Source organism: Gordonia sp. NPDC003376 (genome assembly GCF_053589235.1).
The window spans coordinates 181,899-202,962 of record NZ_JBSFRM010000008.1; the positions used below are offsets into that span (position 1 = coordinate 181,899).

Consider the following 21,064-nt stretch of genomic DNA (forward strand, 5'->3'; position numbering starts at 1 on the left):
CCATGACACAACTTCCCCCGGTCACCGAACTGCTCGACGGGGCGGTCACCGCACTGTCCGGCAGACGCCGTGACGGGCAGGTCCGCATGGCGAGTGCGGTGGCCCATGCGATCGACGTCGGCGAGCATCTCGCCGTCCAGGCCGGCACCGGCACCGGCAAGTCGCTGGCCTATCTGGTGCCGGCGATCCGCCACGCCGTCGACTCCGGCGACACGGTGGTGGTGTCGACGGCCACCATCGCGCTGCAGCGCCAGCTCGTCGAACGTGACCTGCCACGTCTGGCCGATGCCCTGGCCGGGCCGCTCGGGCGCACACCGACCTTCGCGATCCTCAAGGGCCGCGCCAACTACCTGTGTCTGCACAAGATCCACGCCGGCACCGTCGAGGAACCCGACAACGAGCTGTTCGACGCCTTCGAGCTGTCGCGCACCGGCCGCGAGGTCACCCGCCTGCGGGAATGGGTGTCCGATACCGAGACCGGTGACCGCGACGACCTCACACCGGGCGTCAGCGACCGGGCATGGCGGCAGGTGAGCGTGTCCGCGCGGGAGTGTCTCGGCGCCGCCCACTGCACCTACGCCGAGGACTGCTTCGCCGAACGGTCGCGCCGGGCGAGCGCCCAGGTGGACGTGATCGTCACCAACCACGCGATGCTCGCGATCGATGCGATGAGCCCGGCCAACGTACTGCCCGAGCACGATGTGGTGATCATCGACGAGGCCCACGAGCTCGTCGACCGGATCACCGCGGTGACCACCGACGAGGTGTCGGCGGCGTCGGTGTCCAACCTGTCCCGCCGCTGCGGCAAACTCGTCGACGAAGAGACCGTCGACGCCCTGCTGGGTGCCGGCGAGCAGCTCGGCGAGCTGCTCGAGTCGGTACCGCCCGGCGAATGGACGTCGTTGCCGCCGGGCGCCGCGGCCATCCTGTCGATGCTGCGGGACCGGCTCTGGCAGACCCGCACCGCGATCGGCCCCGCACGCGGGGCCGGCGCCGACGAGTCCACCGCCGCCGCGCGGTCGGCGGCGCTGACCGGCATCGACGACGCCCACGACATGATCGTGCGACTGCTCGGCACCTTCGACGAGCCGGACGCATCCAAACGCCGCGACGTGGTATGGGTGGGCCTGGAGCGGGTCGGCCGGGGCCCGGCCGCCACGACTCGGCCGGTGCTGCACGTCGCACCGCTGTCGGTGGGCGGATTGCTGCGGTCCACCCTCTTCAGCAGCGCCACGGTGATCCTGACCTCGGCGACGCTGACCATCGGCGGCAACTTCGACGCACTGGCCGCGACGTGGGGGTTGCCCGCCGACGCCCGTACCGATGCCGCGTCCCCCGGCAAGGGCGCCGACACCCCGGCGTCCGACGACGACCCGGTACCGCTGCGCGACCTGACGGCAACGGGACAGATCGCGCCGTCGGACTCGGGCCGGGTGCGCTGGACCGGGATGGACGCCGGCTCACCGTTCGACTACCCGAAGTCGGCGATCCTGTACGTGGCACGCCATCTCCCCCGCCCCGGGCGCGACGGACCGGCGCCGGTCACCCTCGACGAGATCGCCGGCCTCGTCACCGCGGCGGGCGGGCGCACCCTGGGGTTGTTCTCGTCGATGCGCGCCGCCCGGGAGGCGACCGACGCCCTCTCCCCCCGCCTCGACGTGCCCATCCTGTGCCAGGGTGACGACACCACGTCGTCGTTGGTCAAACGGTTCGCCGACGATCCGGCGACCTGCCTGTTCGGCACGCTGTCGCTGTGGCAGGGCGTCGACGTCCCCGGACCGTCGCTGTCGCTGGTGCTGATCGACCGCATCCCGTTCCCGCGTCCCGACGATCCGCTGGCCACCGCACGCCAGCGTGCGATCGATGCGCGCGGCGGCAACGGTTTCCTGTCGGTGTCGGCCAATCACGCCGCCCTGCTGCTGGCGCAGGGGGCCGGCCGGCTGCTCCGCTCGGTGGACGACCGTGGCGTGGTGGCCATCCTCGACTCCCGGCTGGCCACCGCGGGCTACGGCGGCTACCTGATGGCATCGCTGCCCCCGTTCTGGCGCACCACCGACTCATCGGTCGTGAAGTCTGCGCTCAGCAGACTCACCGCAGTACCCTTACGCTGAGCCTGACCCAAGGGAACACCCGACCGCCACGGTCGGGGAGAAAGGGGGCCGTGCGTGATCGGCCGGATGGGCATCGACGACATCCAACCACTGGTCTCGGCAGGCAGCTATCCCGCCAAAGCCGTTGTGGGCGAAATGATCCCGGTGAGTGTCACCGCCTGGCGGGAAGGTCACGACGCGCTCGGGGTGACGCTGCGGGTGGAAGGCCCCCGACACCGCAGGTCCACCATCCGCATGACCCCGGCGGTGGAGCCGGATCAGTTCGACGCCGCATTCGTCCCGGACGCGATCGGCTTCTGGACCTTCCGGATAGAGGCGTGGAGCGATCCGTACACCACCTGGCGTTCCGGGGTGGTCAAGAAGATCGAGGCGGGCCAGACCGCCGCAGATCTCGCCAACGATCTCGAGATCGGCGCCCGTGTGCTCACCACTGCACGCGAGCATGCCGACGCCGGCGAAACCACTGCACTCGACGACGCGATCTCGCTGCTGCGGTCCGAACACCTCGGCCTCCAGTCGCGGGTGTCGGCGGCGATCTCCGAGCACGTCGCGGGCATCCTGCACGAGTCGCCGGTGCGCGAGATGGTCACCAAGAGCCGCAACCACCGCGTCTGGGTGGATCGCCGGCGCGCTCTGTACAGCTCCTGGTACGAGATGTTCCCGCGCTCCACCGGCGGCTGGGACAACGACGGCCATCCCGTGCACGGCACGTTCCTGACCGCCGCGCAGGATCTGCCGCGGATCGCCGACATGGGATTCGACGTCGTCTATCTCCCGCCGATCCATCCGGTCGGCGAGGTCAACCGCAAGGGTCCCAACAACACGCTGGTCGCCGGACCCGACGACGTCGGCTCCCCATGGGCGATCGGTTCGGCCCAGGGCGGACACGACGCGATCCACCCCCGCCTCGGCACCGAGGAGGACTTCACCTACTTCGTCGGCCGGGCCCGGGAACTCGGCATGGAGATCGCCCTGGACCTGGCGTTGCAGTGCGCGCCCGATCATCCGTGGGCCGTCGAGCATCCCGACTGGTTCACCGTCCTGCCCGACGGCACCATCGCGTTCGCCGAGAACCCGCCGAAGAAGTACCAGGACATCTATCCGCTGAACTTCGACAACGACCGCAACGGCATCTACGGTGCCGTCCTCCAGGTGATGCTGCATTGGGTTCGGTTGGGCGTCAAGATCTTCCGCGTCGACAATCCGCACACCAAGCCACCGAACATGTGGATGTGGGTGATCTCGGAGGTCAAGAAGCGCGACCCGGACGTGCTGTTCCTGTCGGAGGCGTTCACCCGACGGGCACGCCTGTACGGCCTGGCCCGCCTGGGATTCACGCAGTCCTACACGTATTTCACGTGGAAGACCGAGAAGTGGGAGCTCGAGGAGTTCGGCCGCGAGATCGCCGCGCACGCCGACGAGGCGCGTCCCAATCTCTTCGTCAACACTCCCGACATCCTGCACGAGAGCCTGCAGCACGGCGGTCCGGGCATGTTCGCGTTGCGGGCGGCCCTGGCTGCGACCCTCGCGCCGTCGTGGGGGGTCTACAGCGGCTACGAGCTGTACGAGCACCGCGCGGTCCGCGAGGGCAGCGAGGAGTACCTGGACTCGGAGAAGTACCAGCTACGTCCGCGTGACTACAAGGCCGCGGCCAGTCGCGGCGAATCGCTCGAGCCGTGGATCACCGCGCTCAACCACATCCGACGACGCCACCCGGCGTTGCAGCAGTTGCGCAACCTCACCTTCCATCATCTGGACAATCCGGCGCTGATCGCCTACTCCAAGATCGACCCGGTCTCCGGCGATCGCGTGATCGTGGTGATCAACCTCAATCCGTTCGGAACGGAGAGCTCGACGCTGTGGCTGGACATGCCTGCCCTCGGCTTCGACTGGCAGGACCGATTCGGAGTACACGACGAGGTGACCGGCGAGGACTACTCCTGGGGCCAGGCCAATTTCATCAGACTCGAGCCGTGGCGGGCGGTGGCGCACATCCTCGCGTTGCCGCCCCTGGATCCTGCCACCGCCGAGAAACTCTCCTACCGGATTCGATGAGGACGCCTGTGACCAACGCCCCCGGACACCCCAGCCACGACGAACCGACCGGCGAGTCGGCGTCGCCGACCTGCGGTACGGCCGATCCGTTCGCCTCCGATCATGATCTCCGGCGGCTGGATGCACTGACCCACCCGGACCCACATGCGTTCCTCGGTGCGCACGAGACCGGTACCGGGTTCACCATCCTGCGGACGCTGCGGCCCGGCGCGCTCGCGGTGTCCGCGGTGGTGGGCGGTGTGGATCACCCGATGACCCGACAGACCGACGACCTGTTCGTGGTGGCCCTACCGTTCGAGGGTCTGATCGACTACCGCTATCGGGTGACCTATCCGGATGGTCCGGCCGACGAGCTCGCCACCTACGACGGCCCGACGAGCGAATTCGTCGTCGCCGACGGCTACCGGTTCCTGCCGAGCGTGGGGGAGACCGATCTGCACCTGTTCGGCGAGGGCCGCCACGAGCAGCTGTGGACGATGCTCGGCGCGCGCCGCGTCGGCTACGCCACCCCCGACGGGGAGGTCTCGGGGACGTCGTTCACCGTCTGGGCGCCGAACGCCCACGGCGTCAGCGTGATCGGGGATTTCGACTGGACCGGCCGCGGTACACCGATGCGGTCGCTGGGGAGCAGCGGGATCTGGGAACTGTTCGTGCCCGACGTCGCCGTCGGCACACAGTACAAGTTCCGGGTGCACGGCGCCGACGGCGTGATCCGGGAGAAGGCCGATCCGATGGCGCAGCGCACCAACGTGCCGCCGGCGACGGCGTCGGTGGTCACCGAATCCACCCACACCTGGGCCGACCACGACTGGATCGCCCGGCGTGCGGCGTCGACGCCGACCACCGAGCCGATGAGCATCTATGAGGTCCACCTCGCCTCGTGGCGGCAGGGACTGGACTACCGGGAACTCGCCGATCAGCTCGGTGCATACCTGGTGGAGAAGGGCTTCACGCACGTCGAGTTCCTGCCGGTCGCCGAGCATCCCTTCGGCGGTTCGTGGGGCTACCAGGTCACCTCCTATTATGCCCCGACCAGCCGGTTCGGCAGTCCCGACGACTTCCGGTTCCTCGTCGACCACCTGCACTCGCTGAACATCGGCGTGATCGTCGACTGGGTGCCCGCCCACTTCCCCAAGGACGACTGGGCCCTCGCGCGGTTCGACGGCACCCCGCTGTACGAGCACGCCGATCCCACACGCGGTGAGCAACTCGACTGGGGCACCTACATCTTCGACTTCGGCCGCTTCGAGGTCCGCAACTTCCTGGTGGCCAACGCGCTGTACTGGTTCGCCGAGTTCCACGTCGACGGCCTGCGTGTGGACGCGGTGGCGTCGATGCTGTACCTCGACTACTCCCGTCCTGCCGGCGGGTGGCGACCCAACATCCACGGCGGTCGCGAGAACCTGGAGGCGGTCCAGTTCCTGCAGGAGACCAACGCCACCGTGCACAAGCATTTCCCCGGTGTCGTGACGATCGCCGAGGAGTCCACGGCATGGCCGGGCGTGACCCGGATGACCGATCTGGGCGGTCTGGGTTTCTCGTTCAAGTGGAACATGGGATGGATGCACGACTCGCTCGGCTACCTCGGCCGCGACCAGGTGCATCGCAGCTTCCACCACCACGAGATCACGTTCTCGATGATGTACGCGTGGAGCGAGAACTTCGTCCTGCCGCTCTCGCATGACGAGGTGGTGCACGGCAAGGGCACGCTGTGGAGCCGCATGCCCGGCGACTCGTTCGCCAAGGCCGCCGGCGTGCGTGTGTTCCTCGCCTACCAGTGGTCGCATCCCGGCAAGCAGTTGCTGTTCATGGGTCAGGAGTTCGGTCAGACCGGCGAGTGGGCCGACGACCGCAGCCTGGACTGGCAGCAGCTGTCCGGGTGGGAGGGCGAGCTTCATTCGGGTATCTCGGCGTTGACCACCGACCTCAACCGAATCTATCGGTCGACCCCGGCCCTGTTCAGTCAGGACACCGAGCCCGCCGGCTACGAGTGGATCGACGCCAACGACACCGCGAACAACGTGATCAGCTTCCTGCGCTACGGAGCCGATGGTTCGGTGTTGGCCTGCCTGTTCAACTTCTCGGGGTCCGATCGCGACAACTACCGGATCGGCCTACCGGTCGCCGGCACCTGGACCGAGGTGCTCAACACCGACTCCACCGCCTACTCCGGAGGCGGTCGGGGCAACCTGGGCCGGGTGGTGACCGACGCGACGACCTGGCACGGCCGGCCGGTGTCGGCGGAGGTCATGCTCCCGGCCAACTCCGCGATCTGGTTGTCCCCGGAGTAGGCAGCCGCTGGTCGAGCAGGTCGTCGAACGATGGTTGAGTAGGACGCACCCCACACGATGGTTGAGCAGGACGTCCTCGCGCCGGCGAGGCCGACCGTCCGTCGAAACCTCTGCAAGGTCACGCCGGTACCCGCCCACCTCCGAGCTGGCCACCACCCGACCTCAGCCGCCGGAGGTTTCGACACGCCTCGTCGCACCCCACACGATGGTTGAGCAGGACGTCCTCGCGCCAGCGAGGCCGACCGTCCGTCGAAACCTCTGCAAGGTCACGCCGGTACCCGCCCACCTCCGAGCTGGCCACCACCCGACCTCAGCCGCCGAAGGTTTCGACACGCCTCGTCGCTCCGCTCCTCACCGGCTCAACCAGCAACAACAACACCCCCGACGACGAAGTCGGCGCCGACAACTCAGAACAGCGCGCTGGCGAGCTTCCGGCGAGCGGCGACGACGAACGGTTCGGCGGGATCGAACAGTTCGAACAGTTCGAGGAGTCGGGTGCGTGCGCGGGTGCGGTCGTCGTCGCTGGTCACCTTGATGACGCCGATGATCCGATCGAAGGCGGCCTCGGGCTGCTGCGAGAGCAGCAGTACGTCGGCGGCGGCGAGTTGGGCGTCGAGGTCCTTGGGTGCGGCCGTCTCGACGATCGCCGGGTCGTGTGCCTGGGCGCGGATCACGAACTCGAGGTTCCGCGCCGCCGATGCGGCCTCGGTGTTGTGGGGCTCGGCGGCGGCGATCGTCCGGTAGGCGGCGAGCGCACCGTCGAAGTCACCGGTGTTGAGTGCGTCCTCGGCAGCGGCCATCCGCGGGTCGAGCGGCTCCTCGCCCGGGTCACCGTCGGCGGGCACGCCGGTGAAGATCTCCCCCACCTGGGCGAGGATCTGGTCGATCCAGCTGTTGATCTCGGCCTCGCTCTGCACCCCGTTGAACGCGGTGACGGGGCGTCCGCCGGCGATGGCGACGACCATCGGAATGGACTGGACCCGGAATGCCTGTGCGATACCGGGGTTGGCGTCGACGTCGACCTTGGCGAGCGCCCAGCGGCCGTTGGACTCGGCGGCCATCCGTTCGAGGACCGGCGAGAGCTGCTTGCACGGCTCGCACCACGTCGCCCACAGGTCGACCAGCACCAGCTGCGTCATCGACCGGTTGATCACATCGGACTCGAAGGTCGCGTCGGTGACGTCGATGACGGCCGCACCACGGGCCGGGCCTGCGGGAGCGACACCGTCGGCACCGGCGGGCGCGCGCGGAGGGGTGGGGCGTTGCGCTGCGGCGCGCTGTGCCTCGGCGCGCTCCTTGAGCGCGGACAGGTCGACGGCGCCGGACATGGCCACTGCCGCTTGCTGTGCCGCGGCTGCCTGCTGTCTGTTCGAAGGTCGGGTCACCCTACTAGTGTGGCACGACCCCCTGAGGTGGTTGATCGCCTCGGTCCCCGTCGGGTCCGCCGTCGCGGCGGGGTGCCACCACCCCGGCGGCGAGCGTGGCGAACGCCAGCATCGCCACCACCGGGGTCAGCCCCACACGGAGCGTCGACTGCCCGGATATGAAGCCGACGATCGCCGGTCCGGCCAGCATGCCGAGATATCCGCAGCCGACCACCACGGAGATGACCCGTCCACTCGAGCGTGCGGTGAGATTGCCGGCGGCGGTGAAGATCTGTGGGATCAGGCCGGCGAGTCCGATCCCGAAGACCGTCCATCCGACGACGCCGAGGACCGCCGGCGCGGTCCCGGTGGCCGCGGGGATCAGCGCGATCGAGATCCCGACCATGCCGATCACCGACCCGTAGCGCACCACTGCCACGGCGCCGACGCGTCCGACGATCGGGTCGATCACGAATCGGGCGATCATCATCGCAGCGCTGAAGCAGCCGAAGGCGATCGCGCCGACCGCTTCGCGGACGCCGAAGGTCTCGACCACGTGCAGAGCACTCCAGTCGTAAGCGGTGCCCTCGGCGAGCATCGCGGCGAAGGCGACCGCGGCGAGCAGGATCAGCCGGCGCCGGTCGATCCCGTGCCACCAGTGGGCGGTGGTGTCGGCGGGGACATCCGCATCGGCCGGCCCGTGTCCGTAGTCGCGGTCGACCAGTCCCCCTGCGACCACGGCGACGACGACCAGCCCGCAGGCCGCGAGCACCGCGACGGTGGCCTGCACCGGCCACCCGAACCACAGGCCGACGGCGACCACTCCGGACCCGGCCAGTCCGCCGACCGAGAAGAAGCCGTGGAACGCCGACATGATCGGCCGACCGTGGGCGCGTTCGACCTGGACCGCCTGCGCGTTCATCGAGACGTCGAGGCTGCCGTTGACGAAACCGAAGGCGATCAGGGCGACGGCGAGACCGGTGGGGCCGGTGGCCAGGACCGGTCCGAGCATCACCGGACACAAGACCACAGCGGCGACGATCGTCGTCGGCCGGGAGCCGATCCGATCGATGAGCGGACCGCACACCTGCATGCCCGCGAACGCCGCGGCACCGATCAACAGGAGGAAGACACCGAGCAGTTCATGTCCGGTTCCCGTGTGCTCGGTGATCACCGGGATGTGTGCCACCCACAGCGCGGCCAGAAAGCCGTTGAGACAGAAGATCGTGGTGACCGCACCACGTGCACGCCGATCGGCTGTGGCGCCGACCGAGTCGGTCGGGGCCGATCGTTGCACCCCGGGACTCAGTCCGATGTGCCCGGTTGCCGCGGGCCCTCTGGTTGTCCGAGATGGGCGTTCACGCGAGCCACCTTACCGGTGAGCTCATCGGTGTGCCCGGGGCGGATGTCGGCCTTGAGGACCAACCCGACGCGCGGGGCCCGGGCGGCGACGGCGTCCGCGGCGGCCTTGACCACGGCCATCACCTCATCCCACTCCCCTTCGACATAGGTGAACATCGCCGTGGTCTGGTGCGGCAGTCCGGATGCCCGGACCACCCGCACCGCCTCGGCGACGGCCTCGCTCATGCCGCCGTCGTCGGCGACCGCGTCACCGCCGGACGGACTCAGACTGAATGCGACGATCATCGCCTACCTCGCGGAGAGAGAGTGGACAGAGGTCAGGCGGCCAGGCCGGCGCCGGTGGACTCGGCGTCCACCGACAGCTCGGCGAGATGGCCGTTGCGGGCGGCCCACCACTCGAAGACCAGTGACCCGAACGGCGGGATCGACGACAGCAGCGCGAGTGCGGTGATCTTGACACTCCACCGCAGGGTCACGGCCGTGACCAGCGAGATCAGGACGAAGAGGACGAACACACCGCCGTGGACCGCACCCGGGATCGCGACCGCCTCCTCGTGGCCGAGCACCCATTTGAAGAACATCGCGATCAGCAGCGCCAGCCAGCTGAGGGCCTCGAGCCAGGCGACGATGCGGAATCGCTTGGCGGGGGTGGACAGGTCGAAGAATTGCCTCATGCCAGCCATTGTGCCGGAGCCGCACCGACTCTACGACATCCCGTAGTAGAAATACGCCATGCGCGGTGACCGAGGTCACCGCGCATGGCGTATTTGAATCCGGTGTCAGGCCTTGGGGACCCGCACGATCAGGGCGTCACCCTGGCCCCCGGCGCCACACAGCGCCGCCGCACCGATGCCGCCACCCCGACGCTGCAGCTCCAGCGCCAGGTGCAGTGTGATGCGGGCACCGGAAGTCCCGATCGGGTGCCCGACGGCGATCGCACCGCCGTTGACGTTGATGATCTCCGGGTCGACGCCGAGCGCCTTGGCCGAGCTGAGGCCGACCGCCGCGAAGGCCTCGTTGATCTCGATCACGTCGAGGTCGGACGGCGAGATGCCCTCACGTTCGCAGGCCTTGGCGATCGCATTGGCCGGCTGCATCTGCAGCGACGAGTCGGGGCCGGCGACCACACCGTGCTTGCCGATCTCGGCGATCCAGGTGACGCCGAGCTCCTGCGCCTTGGCCTTGCTCATCACGATCACCGCGGCGGCACCGTCGGAGATCTGCGAGGAGTTGCCCGCGGTGATCGTCCCGTCCTTGCGGAACGCCGGACGCAACCCCGACAGCGAGTCGGCGGTGGTGTCGGCGCGGATGCCCTCGTCCTCGGCGAACTCGATCGGGTCGCCCTTGCGCTGCGGGATCGGCACCGGCACGACCTCGTCGGCGAAGACACCGTTCTTCCATGCGGTGGCCGCCAGGCGGTGGCTGCGTGCGGCGAACTCGTCCTGCTCCGCCCGCGTGAAGCCCTCGGTGTCGTTGCCCTGCTCGGTCAGCGCACCCATCGGCTGATCGGTGAAGGCGTCCCACAGACCGTCGAAGGCCATGTGGTCGACGAGCTCGGTGTTGCCGTACTTGAAGCCGCCGCGGCTGCCGGGCAGTACGTGCGGCGCCTGCGTCATCGACTCCTGGCCACCGGCGACGACGCAGTCGAACTCACCGGCGCGGATGAGCTGGTCGGCCAGGGCGATGGCGTCGATACCCGACAGGCACATCTTGTTGATGGTCAGCGCGGGCACGTCCCAGCCGATACCGGCCTTGATCGAGGTCTGACGGGCGGGCATCTGGCCGGCCCCGGCGGTGAGCACCTGACCCATGATCACGTAGTCGACGGCCGAGGCCGGAACGCCGCTCTTCTCGAGGGCACCCTTGATCGCGATCGCACCGAGGTCCACCCCGCTGAATCCCTTGAGGGAACCGAGCAGGCGACCGAACGGAGTACGGGCACCGGCGACGATGACCGACGCGGACTGATCTGAAGCCGAGGACATGGAACCTCCAACGCAGGGGCGAAGCGACCCAAACCGAGCGATCGCTTAAGTACTTTTCCGCATCTAACGCTACCGTGAGTCCATGACCGCATCAGCAGCTGACCCCACCTCAGGCGCATCCTCGGCGACCGCGGCGATCTCCGACCTCGTCGTCGCGATCGATCATGTCGGAATCGCCGTCCCCGACCTCGACTCCGCCAAGCAGTGGTACGCCGACCACTTGGGCTTCGTCACCTTGCACGAGGAGACCAACGACGAGCAGGGCGTCCGCGAGGCCATGGTGGGCCCGGCCGGCGGTGACGGCGGCGCCGTGATCCAGCTCCTCGCCCCCCTCACCCCGGAGTCGACCATCGCGAAGTTCCTCGACCGCAACGGCCCGGGCCTCCAGCAGCTCGCCGTGCGCGTGACCGATGTCGACGCCGTCATGGCCCGCCTCACCGGCGCCGGCGTGCGGGTCCTCTACCCGGAGCCCCGCCGTGGCACCGCCGACTCGCGGATCAACTTCGTACACCCCAAGGACGCCGGGGGTGTGCTGCTCGAACTCGTCGAGCCCGGCAAGCACTGACACCTCCCCCGACCCGGCGATTCGCGCCGATCCGATTCGTGACGGGGATCGGCGCGAATCTGCCCCTAGACTGGTCGGCATGTCAGTCCCCGCATCCAGACAGCAGTTGCCGTTCACGGTCGTGATGCGCGGCTACGACCGCGAACAGGTCGCCGATCGCCTGCGTCGCATCGATGCCGAGATGCGTGTGCTCGCCGCCGATCGGGATGCCGCGACCGCCAATGCCCGCGAGCTCGCCGCCCACCTGCAGGACGCGCGTGAGGAGATCGAGGACCTCCGCCGGGAGGTGGACAAGCTCTCGGTCCCCCCGACCACCGCACAGGGGATGAGCGAGCGACTGTCCCGCATGCTCCAGCTGGCCTCCGACGAGGCCTCGGAGATGCGGGCCGAGGCCTCCTCCGAAGCCGCGGAGACGGTGTCGGTGGCCCGTCAGGAGGCCGACGACCTCCAACGCAACGCCGCCGACGAGGCCGACCGGATCATCCGCGAGGCCACCGAGAAGGCCGCGGCGATCGTCGCCGACGCCGACGCCTACCAGCGCGACACCCGCTGCCGGATCGATGCCGCCGAGGCGCAGTCGAAGGCCGACACGGAGCAGGCCACGCGTCAGCGCGCCCAGCGCGCGTCGGCGATGGAGGCCGAGCACGAGAACACGATGGCCGCCGCGCGCGCCGAGGCCGACCGGATCGTCGCGCTGGCCCGGTCGAAGGCCGACGAACTCGAGACCGGTACCGCCCAGACCCTCGCGGCCGAGCGGGAACGGCACGACGCCGAGCTCGCCGACTTCCGCGCGCGCACCGAGGAGCACGCGGACGCGATCACCGCGACCGCCCACGAGATCGCCGCCGAACGTCTGGCCCGTGCACGGGATCTGGGTTCACGCGTGTCGACGGCACGCGACGAGATCCTCGCCGAGTTCGCCCGGATCCAGGAGACGATGGCGGGTCTGCCGTCGATCCTCACCACCGAGGTCGACCGTGAATTGACCACCGCGTCGGAGACCGGCGACACCGAGCTGCTCAACCAGGAGCTGTCGGAGCGCGCCCGGATTCGGGACTCCCGCCGGCCGTGATCGGCTCGGGACGCCGGATCCGACCCGGAACCGGCGAGCGGCCAGCACCGGCCGACCCGATCAGAACAGCCGGAACTCGGTGCTCTCGGCGCCGCGCAGCGCGTCGTAGTCGAGGACCAGACAACGGATTCCGCGATCCTCGGCGAGGGTGCGCGCCTGCGGTTTGATCTGCTGGGCCGCGAACACACCCTGCACCGGCGCCAGCAGCGGGTCACGGTTGAGCAGTTCGAGATAGCGGGTGAGCTGCTCGACACCGTCGATCTCGCCGCGCCGCTTGATCTCCACTGCCACCGTCGCACCGTCGGCGTCGCGGCACAGCAGGTCGACCGGCCCGATCGCGGTCATGTACTCGCGGCGGATCAGGGTGTGCCCGTCCCCCAGCGTCTCCACGTGCTCGGCGAGCAGCTCCTGCAGGTGGGCCTCCACACCGTCCTTCACCAGACCCGGATCCACGCCGAGCTCATGGCTCGAGTCGTGTTCGAACGCGGTGATCGTGATGCGCAGTTCCTCGCCGGCCTTGTTGGTCACCACCCAGTAGGCGGCGACGTCGTCGTGGGCGGCGGCCACCTCGTCGGGGACGTCGGCCTCGGTGAGCCAACACGGCGGGCTCATCCAGTTCAGCGGCTTGTAGGCACGGTCGTCGGCGTGGATGCTCACCGACCCGTCGGATTTGATCAGCAGTAGCCGCCGTGCCTTCGGCAGATGGGCCGTCAGCCGTCCGACATAGTCCACTTGGCATTCCGCGATCACCAGACGCACGCCACCGAGCTTAGAGCCCGGCCGATCCGCACCGGCGCCGTGGGCGGGTCACTCCGACGGCGCGTCGACGACGGTCTCGTCGCGGGCCCGCTTGAGCAGGAACTCCTCGGCGTCGAACAGTGCGGCGTCGAGGGTGGTGTGCACGTGCGGCAGGGTCGGCTCGAATCCGCGCAGCTGCTCGGGTGCACCGAGATTGGGTGCCACCGAGTCCGACCGGTAGAGCTCCACCGACTTGCGCACCACGTTGTCGGGGTCGATCAGGATTCCGCGCTTGCCTCCCGCCGACAGCACGAACTTCATCCCGAGCACCATGGTGCGGGCCACCGGGTCGATCACCCCGATCCGGGAGATGTCGACGATCGCCACGTCGATGTGGTCGAGGTCGGCCTCGATCCGGCGCAGCGCGCTCTCCGCACCGCCGAAGGTGAGGTCGCCCTGCAGCTCGTAGACCCGCACGCGGTCGCGGCAGGTGCGCAGGTAGATGCGTTCCTGATCGGACCAGTCGGCGCCGATCTCGACATCGGCGAGGTCGTAGACCGCGCGCAGGGTGGCCGGGGCCTCCCGGGCCACGTTGAACATGTGCAGGCCCAGATTGGTCGACAGTTCGCGGCACGTCTGCACCCCGCGCACACTGTTGCCGTGCTCGTCGAGGCGCGGCGAGTACACGCCGATGCCGAGCTGACCAGGCAGCACCGCCATGATCCCGCCGCCCACACCGCTCTTGGCGGGCAGCCCCACCGAGGTGACCCAGTCCCCCGCGCCGTCGTACATGCCGCACGTGGTCATCACCGACAGGAGCCGCTGCGCGACCTCGTGGCTCATCACCTGACGGCCGGTGCGCGGGTTGACGCCCCCGTCGGCGATGGTCGCGCCGATGGCGGCGAGATCGCTCGCGGTGACCGTCAGCGAACACTGCCGGTAGTAGAGGTCGAGGGCGGCCTCCACCGAGGTGTCGAGGACGCCGAAGCTGTCGAGCATGTAAGCGATCGCACGGTTGCGTGACCCGGTTGCCGCCTCGGATCGGTAGACCGACTCGTCGAGTGCGAGGCGGCGCCCCGCGCAGGCCGAATAGAACTCGACGATGTCGCCGAACACACGGTCCACGGTGCCGGCGTCGACGGTCTTGACCGGCGGCAGCAGCATCGACGCGGTGAGGATGGCACCGGCGTTGATCATCGGGTTGCGAGGGCGGCGCCGCTCATCGACGCTGACCTCGTTGAACGCCTCCCCGGACGGTTCCACGCCGATCTTCTGGTCGGTGGCGACCATCCCCAGCCGGCTCAACACCAGCGCATAGGTCAGCGGCTTGGAGATGGACTGGATGGTGAACGTCGTGTCGGTGTCGCCCTGCGCATAGACATGCCCGTCGTGCACGCACAGCGCCAGCGCGTAACCATCGGGATCGGCGGCCGCCAGCTCCGGGATGTAGCCCGCCACCGCGCCGGAGTCGTCGCCCGCGCAGGACGCCATGATGTGGGTGAGATACCCGTCGACTTGTGAGATCACAGGTCAGAATTTAGTGCAGTCCACCGATCGAGCCCGGGTGAACGCCCATCGCGGCGCTCGTGTCGCAGACCCGCACACCGCCGGCGAACCGGTACGGGTTGGCCACGAGCAGACCGCCGAGTCGTTTGCGTAGCCGCGAGATCTCCGCGCGCACGGTGACCGTGCGCGCCGCGGTCCCGAACAGGTGTTGTGACAGTTGCGCCGCGCTGACCCCGGCGGGGTGTGCCGCCAGGTGCGTCAGTATCTCGGCGTGGCGCGGTGAGGCACGATGAGTCCATCGTCCACCGGCACCGCCGACCATCACGGTCATCGTGCCGTCGGGTTCGGTGCGCAGGTCGATGGTGGTCGCCGGTCCGTCGCCCGGCTCGGGGTCGGACGCCATCCGGAGCAACCAGCCGCCCGGGAGGGGTTCGACGTCGCATTCGCCGAGCGTGTGCACCCAGGACCGTCCGGGGCCGAGGCCGTGCGGCAGGGTCACCCGCGAGCGCGGTGCGATCTCGTCGACCGCGGCGACCCAACCGTCGACGTCGACGGCGATCGTCGCCCCACCGGAACGGGCCATGATCGGGGCGGCCACGGCACGGAGCTGGTCGAGGACGTGCCGGTGATGATCGCGCAGCTGCGACTCGGCCAGGCGGGCGACCGTGTCGACGAGGGCCAGGGTGGTGGGATGGATGGTCGCGGCCGGACCGCTCACGTCGACGACGCCCAGGACGGCCCCGGTGCGTGGGTTGCGGATCGGGGCACCGGCGCAGGTCCAGGTGTGATGGGTGCGCACGAAGTGCTCGGCGGAGAAGACCTGCACCGCGCGGCCGGATTCCAGGGCGGTGCCGATCGCGTTGGTGCCCACCGCCGACTCCGCCCAGCACGCACCCTCGACGAAGCCGAGACGATCCGCGCGCTGCAGCACGCGCGGGGCACCGCTGCGCCACAGGACGTGGCCGTCGGCGTCGGCCACCACCAGGATGTTGTCGCCGTCGGCGACCACCGCGTCCAGGCCGCGGGTGAGGCCGTCGAGCACGGTGTCGAGCCCTGATCCGTGCCGGCGCGACTGCAGGTCGGCCATCTCCAAGGGATGCAGATCGGCACCGCGGTCGGGATCGATGCCCCTTCCCAGCAGTCGTGCCCACGACTCCCCGATCACCTGCCGCGGCCGGGCCGGCGGACGATCGCCGGCCATCGCCGCGTCGTACACCGCGCTCAGCACCGCGGCGAACTGTCGGGGATCGTCGCCGGCGGACACCGCCGGTTCGAGCGTGGAAGCACCTGACGTCACACAGTGATTGTGCTCCCCGTCACACAGCTGCGGCAATCGCCGGACGGGGTTGCAGGGGGTTGCAGCCGGTCGGGGCCTGACGGCAACCCGCTGCAACCCTTGCGACCTGCCCCGGGATCGGAGTGTGCTGTCCATCACATTCAGCACAACATCCGAGCACGACGTGCAGGACGAGCGCGAATCCGCGACTCCCACTCCGAGAGGATCACCATGACCCAGACACTCGAACCCGAGGTCGCCACCTCGACGGCCACCCCGCAGGACCGTGCGCATCGGTGGCTGGCCCGTTTCGAGGCGGCGTCGGCCGCCCGCGATGTGGCCGCGGTGACCGGACTCTTCGCCACCGACGCCTTCTGGCGCGATCTGGTGTCGTTCACCTGGAACATCAAGACCGTCGAGGGCCGCGAGCAGATCGCCGACATGCTCGCCGACCGCCTCGCCGACACCGACCCGTCGGGATTCGCCACCAGCGAACCGGCCACCGAGGACGACGGCGTGGTCTCGGCCTTCATCGAGTTCGAGACCGCCACCGGTCGCGGCGGCGGACACCTGCGGCTGCGTGCCGACGCCGACACCGGTGAGGACCAGGCGTGGACCCTGCTGACCACCCTGCAGGAACTCAAGGGGCACGAGGAACCGCAGGGATTCGACCGCCCGCGCGGTGCCGTGCACGGCTCCGACCCCGACACCCGCTCGTGGGCGGAGAAAAAGGCCGACGAGGAGGCCTCACTCGGCCGCAGCCGACAGCCGTTCGTGCTCGTCATCGGTGGCGGGCAGGGCGGGATCGCGCTCGGCGCCCGGCTCCGTCAGCTCGGGGTGCCGGCCATCGTGATCGACCGGCACGACCGTCCCGGTGACCAGTGGCGCAAACGGTACAAGTCGCTGTGCCTGCACGATCCGGTGTGGTACGACCACCTCCCGTATCTGCCGTTCCCGCCGAACTGGCCGGTGTTCGCGCCGAAGGACAAGATCGGCGACTGGCTGGAGTTCTACACCAAGGTGATGGAGGTCCCGTACTGGAGCAAGACCACCTGCCTGTCGGCGAACTACGACGAGGTCGCCGGCGCCTGGACCGTCGAGATCGACCGCGATGGTGAACGGCTGACCCTCTACCCGCAGCAGCTGGTGCTCGCGACCGGCATGTCCGGCAAGGCCAACGTGCCGACCTTCCCCGGCCAGGACGTGTTCGCCGGCGATCAGCACCACTCCAGTCAACACCCCGGGCCGGACGGCTACGTCGGCAAGAAGGTGGTCGTGATCGGCGCCAACAACTCCGCGCACGACATCTGCAAGGCCTTGGTGGACAACGGGATCGACACCACGATGGTGCAGCGGTCATCGACGCACATCGTGAAGTCGGACTCGCTGATGGAGATCGGGCTCGGCGCGCTCTACAGCGAGCAGGCGGTCGCCGACGGCATGACAACCAAGAAGGCCGATCTCACGTTCGCCTCGCTCCCCTACCGGATCATGCACGAGTTCCAGATCCCGCTGTACGACCAGATCCGCGAGCGGGACAAGGACTTCTACGACCGTCTCGAGGCCGCCGGGTTCGACCTCGACTTCGGCGACGACGACTCGGGTCTGTTCATGAAGTATCTGCGTCGCGGTTCGGGCTACTACATCGACGTCGGCGCCTGCGAGCTTGTCGCCGACGGCACCATCAAGCTCGCCCACGGCGACGTCGATCATCTCACCGAGAACAGTGTGGTGCTCGCCGACGGCACCGAACTGCCGGCCGACGTGGTCGTCTACGCCACCGGGTACGGGTCGATGAACGGATGGGCTGCCGACCTGATGGGGCAGGAGGTCGCCGACCGCGTGGGCAAGGTGTGGGGACTCGGTTCGGACACCACCAAGGACCCCGGTCCGTGGGAGGGCGAACAGCGCAACATGTGGAAGCCGACGCAGCAGTCGGGTCTGTGGTTCCACGGGGGCAATCTGCATCAGTCGCGGCACTACTCGCTGTATCTGGCATTGCAGCTGAAGGCCCGCTTCGAGGGCATCCCCACCCCGGTCTATGGCCTGCAAGAGGTCCATCACCTCCGCTGACCCGATACGGTGGGAATCGGTCGGACCACGCCTGGCACCGAGCCTCTCGGTGCCAGGCGTTCGGCGTCCGACCCGCAACCGATGATGGTCGACGAGCGGAGCCGCACGATGCCCACCCCACGCCGGAACCTGCTGGCCGCGTACCTGCCCACCCCCGGTGGTGAGGATGCGCTCGGACTCGGGATCGCGATGGCCAGGTCGCTGCACGCCGACCTCACCGTGTGCATGGTGCTACCGCCCGCCGATCGTGCGAAGACCCCCGAGGCACGCACCCTCACCGAATCGCTCGACGATCAGGCCGCCGACTGGTTGGCGTCGGCGACGGCCGACGTCCCCGACGACGTCGTCGCCGAAGGACATCTCGCCTTTCACGAGAACGCGGCGGAGGGCCTGGTGCTCGAGGCCCAGCAGACGCACAGCGATGTCATCGTCGTCGGTGGTTCCGGGGGTGGCATCATCGGGCGCCATTCACTCGGTTCGGTGGTCAACGACCTGCTGCACGTGTCGTCGACGCCGGTGGTGATCGCCCCGCTCGGCGCCCGCGAGTCCGCGGAGCCGATCCGCCGGATCACCTGTGCCATCGGTCGGCGTGGCGGCACCGGTGCGCTGCTCGAGACAGCGGTCGCCACGTGCCGTCGTACCGGTTTCCCGCTGCGTCTGATCTCGTTTGTGACCGCCGACGGCCGACTCCCCGGCGACCCCCGCACCGAGACCGACGACGCCGCCCGGGCGGAGGCGGCCGAGCATCTGCGCGAACTGGCCGACGACGTGCGCGGCCGGCTGGAATCCGGGCACGAGATCTCCACCGAGACCATCGCCGCCGAGTCCGTCGAGGCCGGCGTCGGCCTGGTGGAGTGGGCTACCGGTGACATCGTCTACGTCGGATCGAGCCGGCTGGCCCGTCCCCTGCATCTGTTCCTCGGGTCGACGGCGTCCAAGATGTTGCGCGCCCTCGCCGTGCCGATGGTGGTGGTCCCCAAGGACGCCGATGTCGAGGAGAGCTGAGAACCTCGTCTCCGTGATCCTGGTCAGCTCTGGTGCCCGATGGTCTCGTCCACCCAGTCGAGGATGACCTCTCCGACGTACTGAGCGGCGACGGGTGCGTCGTGGTACTGCGCACCGTTGCTCTCACCGAAGCGGAGAAACTTCTTCTTCTCGACCTCGAGTCCGTCGTAGAGCACCGTGGGACCGTCGCCGAAGAAGCTGTCGTCGACATAGTCGGTCACCAATGTCGGTGAGCTGATCGCCGCCATCTGGGCGGGGCTCAACGTGAATTCCTGCACCCGTCGGGAGATGCCGTACCAGTCGGTGGGTATCTGCCCTGCAGACGCCTGATCGTATGCCTCTGTGGTGTAGATCTCCAGACGCTTCTTGAGGGCGAACGACTCCTGCGGACCGGCCCCGGCGATGACGTCGTCGGCCCAGATCTTGTTGACCACCTCCGGTGGACCTGCCTCGGAGATCATCTTGAGGGCCTCGGGGAAGCTCCGCCATGGGCTGTCGAGGCCGGGGTCGGCGATCACCGCGGCCAGCCGGTGTTCGTAGGCCGCGGCGCGGGCGACGAAGTACCCGCCGAGGCTGATGCCGTGCAACACGATCTTGTCGGTGTCGACGTCGTCTCGACCACCCAGGTAGTCGACCACAGGGGTGATCACCTTCTCCCAGTCCGGCCGGAACGGGACGTTGTGTTCGAAGAGCATCGACCCCTGTCCGGGGCCCTCGAAGATGAAGACGTGATAGCCACGCTCGAGGGCGGCATCACCGCCCTCGGCGAGCATGTCCACGTTCTGGCCGTCGCTGCCGTTGTTCATGATCACCACCGGCCGGGTACCGCTGCCGCCGGAGAAGAACCATCCGGGGAGCGGGTGGTCCTCGTAGGGAACCGACACCGACTCCGGGGCGGGGGTGGCGAGGCTGTTGGCCGCAGTCCATGCCGCGTTCATCGAGCCGTACACCTGCGCCTCGGCTCCCGGCGTCGACGTTCCGAGAACCCAGAACAGCGCCTGGTTGTAGTACTGCGCCGCACGGCATGTACCGCGCACTCGCGGTCACCTTGTGGCCGGCCTTCAGCGCATCGTCGGCCTGTCGGGTCAACAGGTTCCCGGAGGCGATCCACGCGTCGTATACCGACTGATACGACGCCCCACCCGGCGCCGCATTCGCCTGGTTGACCGCCGTCAGGACCTCACCGACGGCCGCCGAGATACCCGACGCCCCGAGTGCGATCATCGACTGGAAGTTCAGGTCCTCCTGGGCGAACAGCTGGAAACCGCTCACCTTCAACTCACCGGCACCCGGTGCCGGTGGGACGGTCGAGACCGGGGGAACCGATGGTTCCGCTGATGTCCCCGACGAGTTGTCGGTGGAGCATCCCGCGGCGAGCAGCCCCAGACCCGCAGTGGCCGCGGTGAGGAAATGACGACGTGCAAGCATACGAACTCCCTGGCCGGACCCCCGGTTGGTATCGGCCCCTCCCTGCGGGGAGCGTAGAACAGGGGCTCCGATTCTGCCCGGACTCACGTCGGGTCTCGTCACGAACTTGCAGGTCGACGTCCCGCAGCCGCTCCCCCGGCATTCGGCGGAAGGTCGGGACGGTTCCGTACCCGTGCGAAACCAGGGGAAGGCTCGGATGTTCACAAGCCTGCACCCGAAACCCGAGGAAAGTT

The 21,064-nt window shown here is 68.9% G+C and carries 17 protein-coding genes; 8 read left to right on the forward strand and 9 right to left on the reverse strand.

What is annotated here, in order from left to right; genetic code table 11:
• Positions 1–2 precede the first annotated feature (2 nt).
• From ACWDUA_RS11115 to glgB, 3 genes are read left to right on the forward strand one after another with little or no spacing between them, the layout of a single operon-like run.
• Positions 3–2,111: an ATP-dependent DNA helicase gene (locus tag ACWDUA_RS11115; protein ID WP_449751068.1), complete on the forward strand. Its 2,109-nt coding sequence runs from the start codon at positions 3–5 to the stop codon at positions 2,109–2,111.
• 54 nt (positions 2,112–2,165) lie between these two features.
• Positions 2,166–4,166, forward strand: a complete 2,001-nt coding sequence (locus ACWDUA_RS11120; protein ID WP_449751069.1) for a maltotransferase domain-containing protein — start codon at positions 2,166–2,168, stop codon at positions 4,164–4,166.
• On the forward strand, positions 4,163–6,457 hold the full coding sequence (gene glgB / locus ACWDUA_RS11125) for a 1,4-alpha-glucan branching protein GlgB (RefSeq protein ID WP_449751070.1): 2,295 nt from the start codon (positions 4,163–4,165) through the stop codon (positions 6,455–6,457). Before ACWDUA_RS11120 ends, glgB begins: the two co-directional genes overlap by 4 nt.
• 407 nt (positions 6,458–6,864) lie before the next feature.
• On the opposite strand, the gene ACWDUA_RS11130 is transcribed toward glgB, so the two are convergent.
• From ACWDUA_RS11130 to ACWDUA_RS11150, 5 genes are all read right to left on the reverse strand, one after another.
• Complete coding sequence (locus tag ACWDUA_RS11130; RefSeq protein ID WP_449751090.1) at positions 6,865–7,785, reverse strand: tetratricopeptide repeat protein; 921 nt, start codon at positions 7,783–7,785, stop codon at positions 6,865–6,867.
• Between the two features lie 61 nt (positions 7,786–7,846).
• Positions 7,847–9,118 carry an MFS transporter gene (locus ACWDUA_RS11135; RefSeq protein WP_449751071.1) on the reverse strand — a complete coding sequence of 424 codons (1,272 nt, stop codon included), beginning with the start codon at positions 9,116–9,118 and terminating at the stop codon, positions 7,847–7,849.
• An 8-nt stretch (positions 9,119–9,126) separates the two neighbouring features.
• Complete coding sequence (locus ACWDUA_RS11140) at positions 9,127–9,468, reverse strand: thiamine-binding protein (protein WP_449751072.1); 342 nt, start codon at positions 9,466–9,468, stop codon at positions 9,127–9,129.
• 32 nt (positions 9,469–9,500) lie between these two features.
• On the reverse strand, positions 9,501–9,866 hold the full coding sequence (locus tag ACWDUA_RS11145; protein WP_449751073.1) for a DUF3817 domain-containing protein: 366 nt from the start codon (positions 9,864–9,866) through the stop codon (positions 9,501–9,503).
• Positions 9,867–9,962: 96 nt separating this feature from the next.
• Positions 9,963–11,168 carry an acetyl-CoA C-acetyltransferase gene (locus ACWDUA_RS11150; protein WP_449751074.1) on the reverse strand — a complete coding sequence of 402 codons (1,206 nt, stop codon included), beginning with the start codon at positions 11,166–11,168 and terminating at the stop codon, positions 9,963–9,965.
• Positions 11,169–11,250: 82 nt separating this feature from the next.
• Here ACWDUA_RS11150 and mce point away from each other — a divergent pair, with 82 nt between their 5' ends.
• Together mce and ACWDUA_RS11160 are read left to right on the forward strand one after the other, a co-directional pair.
• Positions 11,251–11,733: a methylmalonyl-CoA epimerase gene (gene mce, locus ACWDUA_RS11155; protein ID WP_449751075.1), complete on the forward strand. Its 483-nt coding sequence runs from the start codon at positions 11,251–11,253 to the stop codon at positions 11,731–11,733.
• Between the two features lie 79 nt (positions 11,734–11,812).
• Positions 11,813–12,805: a hypothetical protein gene (locus ACWDUA_RS11160; RefSeq protein WP_449751076.1), complete on the forward strand. Its 993-nt coding sequence runs from the start codon at positions 11,813–11,815 to the stop codon at positions 12,803–12,805.
• Positions 12,806–12,865: 60 nt separating this feature from the next.
• Here the strand turns inward: ACWDUA_RS11160 and nucS are convergent, their stop codons facing one another.
• Genes nucS through ACWDUA_RS11175 form a run of 3 tightly spaced genes read right to left on the reverse strand, consistent with a single transcriptional unit; the run spans position 12,866 to position 16,346 of the window.
• On the reverse strand, positions 12,866–13,564 hold the full coding sequence (gene nucS / locus ACWDUA_RS11165) for an endonuclease NucS (protein WP_449751077.1): 699 nt from the start codon (positions 13,562–13,564) through the stop codon (positions 12,866–12,868).
• A 48-nt stretch (positions 13,565–13,612) separates the two neighbouring features.
• Positions 13,613–15,070 (reverse strand): glutaminase A, encoded by a 1,458-nt coding sequence (glsA, locus tag ACWDUA_RS11170; RefSeq protein WP_449751078.1) that lies wholly within the window; start codon positions 15,068–15,070, stop codon positions 13,613–13,615.
• Between the two features lie 10 nt (positions 15,071–15,080).
• Positions 15,081–16,346, reverse strand: coding sequence for a GAF domain-containing protein (locus ACWDUA_RS11175; protein WP_449751079.1), 1,266 nt, complete (start codon positions 16,344–16,346; stop codon positions 15,081–15,083).
• Between the two features lie 210 nt (positions 16,347–16,556).
• Between ACWDUA_RS11175 and ACWDUA_RS11180 the strand changes: the two genes are divergently transcribed.
• Positions 16,557–18,398: a flavin-containing monooxygenase gene (locus ACWDUA_RS11180; protein WP_449751081.1), complete on the forward strand. Its 1,842-nt coding sequence runs from the start codon at positions 16,557–16,559 to the stop codon at positions 18,396–18,398.
• A 108-nt stretch (positions 18,399–18,506) separates the two neighbouring features.
• On the forward strand, positions 18,507–19,403 hold the full coding sequence (locus ACWDUA_RS11185; RefSeq protein ID WP_449751082.1) for a universal stress protein: 897 nt from the start codon (positions 18,507–18,509) through the stop codon (positions 19,401–19,403).
• A 23-nt stretch (positions 19,404–19,426) separates the two neighbouring features.
• Here the strand turns inward: ACWDUA_RS11185 and ACWDUA_RS11190 are convergent, their stop codons facing one another.
• A complete protein-coding gene (locus ACWDUA_RS11190) occupies positions 19,427–20,440 on the reverse strand; it encodes an alpha/beta hydrolase (RefSeq protein WP_449751083.1) in 1,014 nt (337 codons plus the stop codon).
• Between the two features lie 125 nt (positions 20,441–20,565).
• On the opposite strand from ACWDUA_RS11190, the gene ACWDUA_RS11195 reads away from it, so the two are divergent.
• Positions 20,566–20,817 carry a hypothetical protein gene (locus ACWDUA_RS11195; protein ID WP_449751084.1) on the forward strand — a complete coding sequence of 84 codons (252 nt, stop codon included), beginning with the start codon at positions 20,566–20,568 and terminating at the stop codon, positions 20,815–20,817.
• Positions 20,818–21,064: the final 247 nt, after the last annotated feature.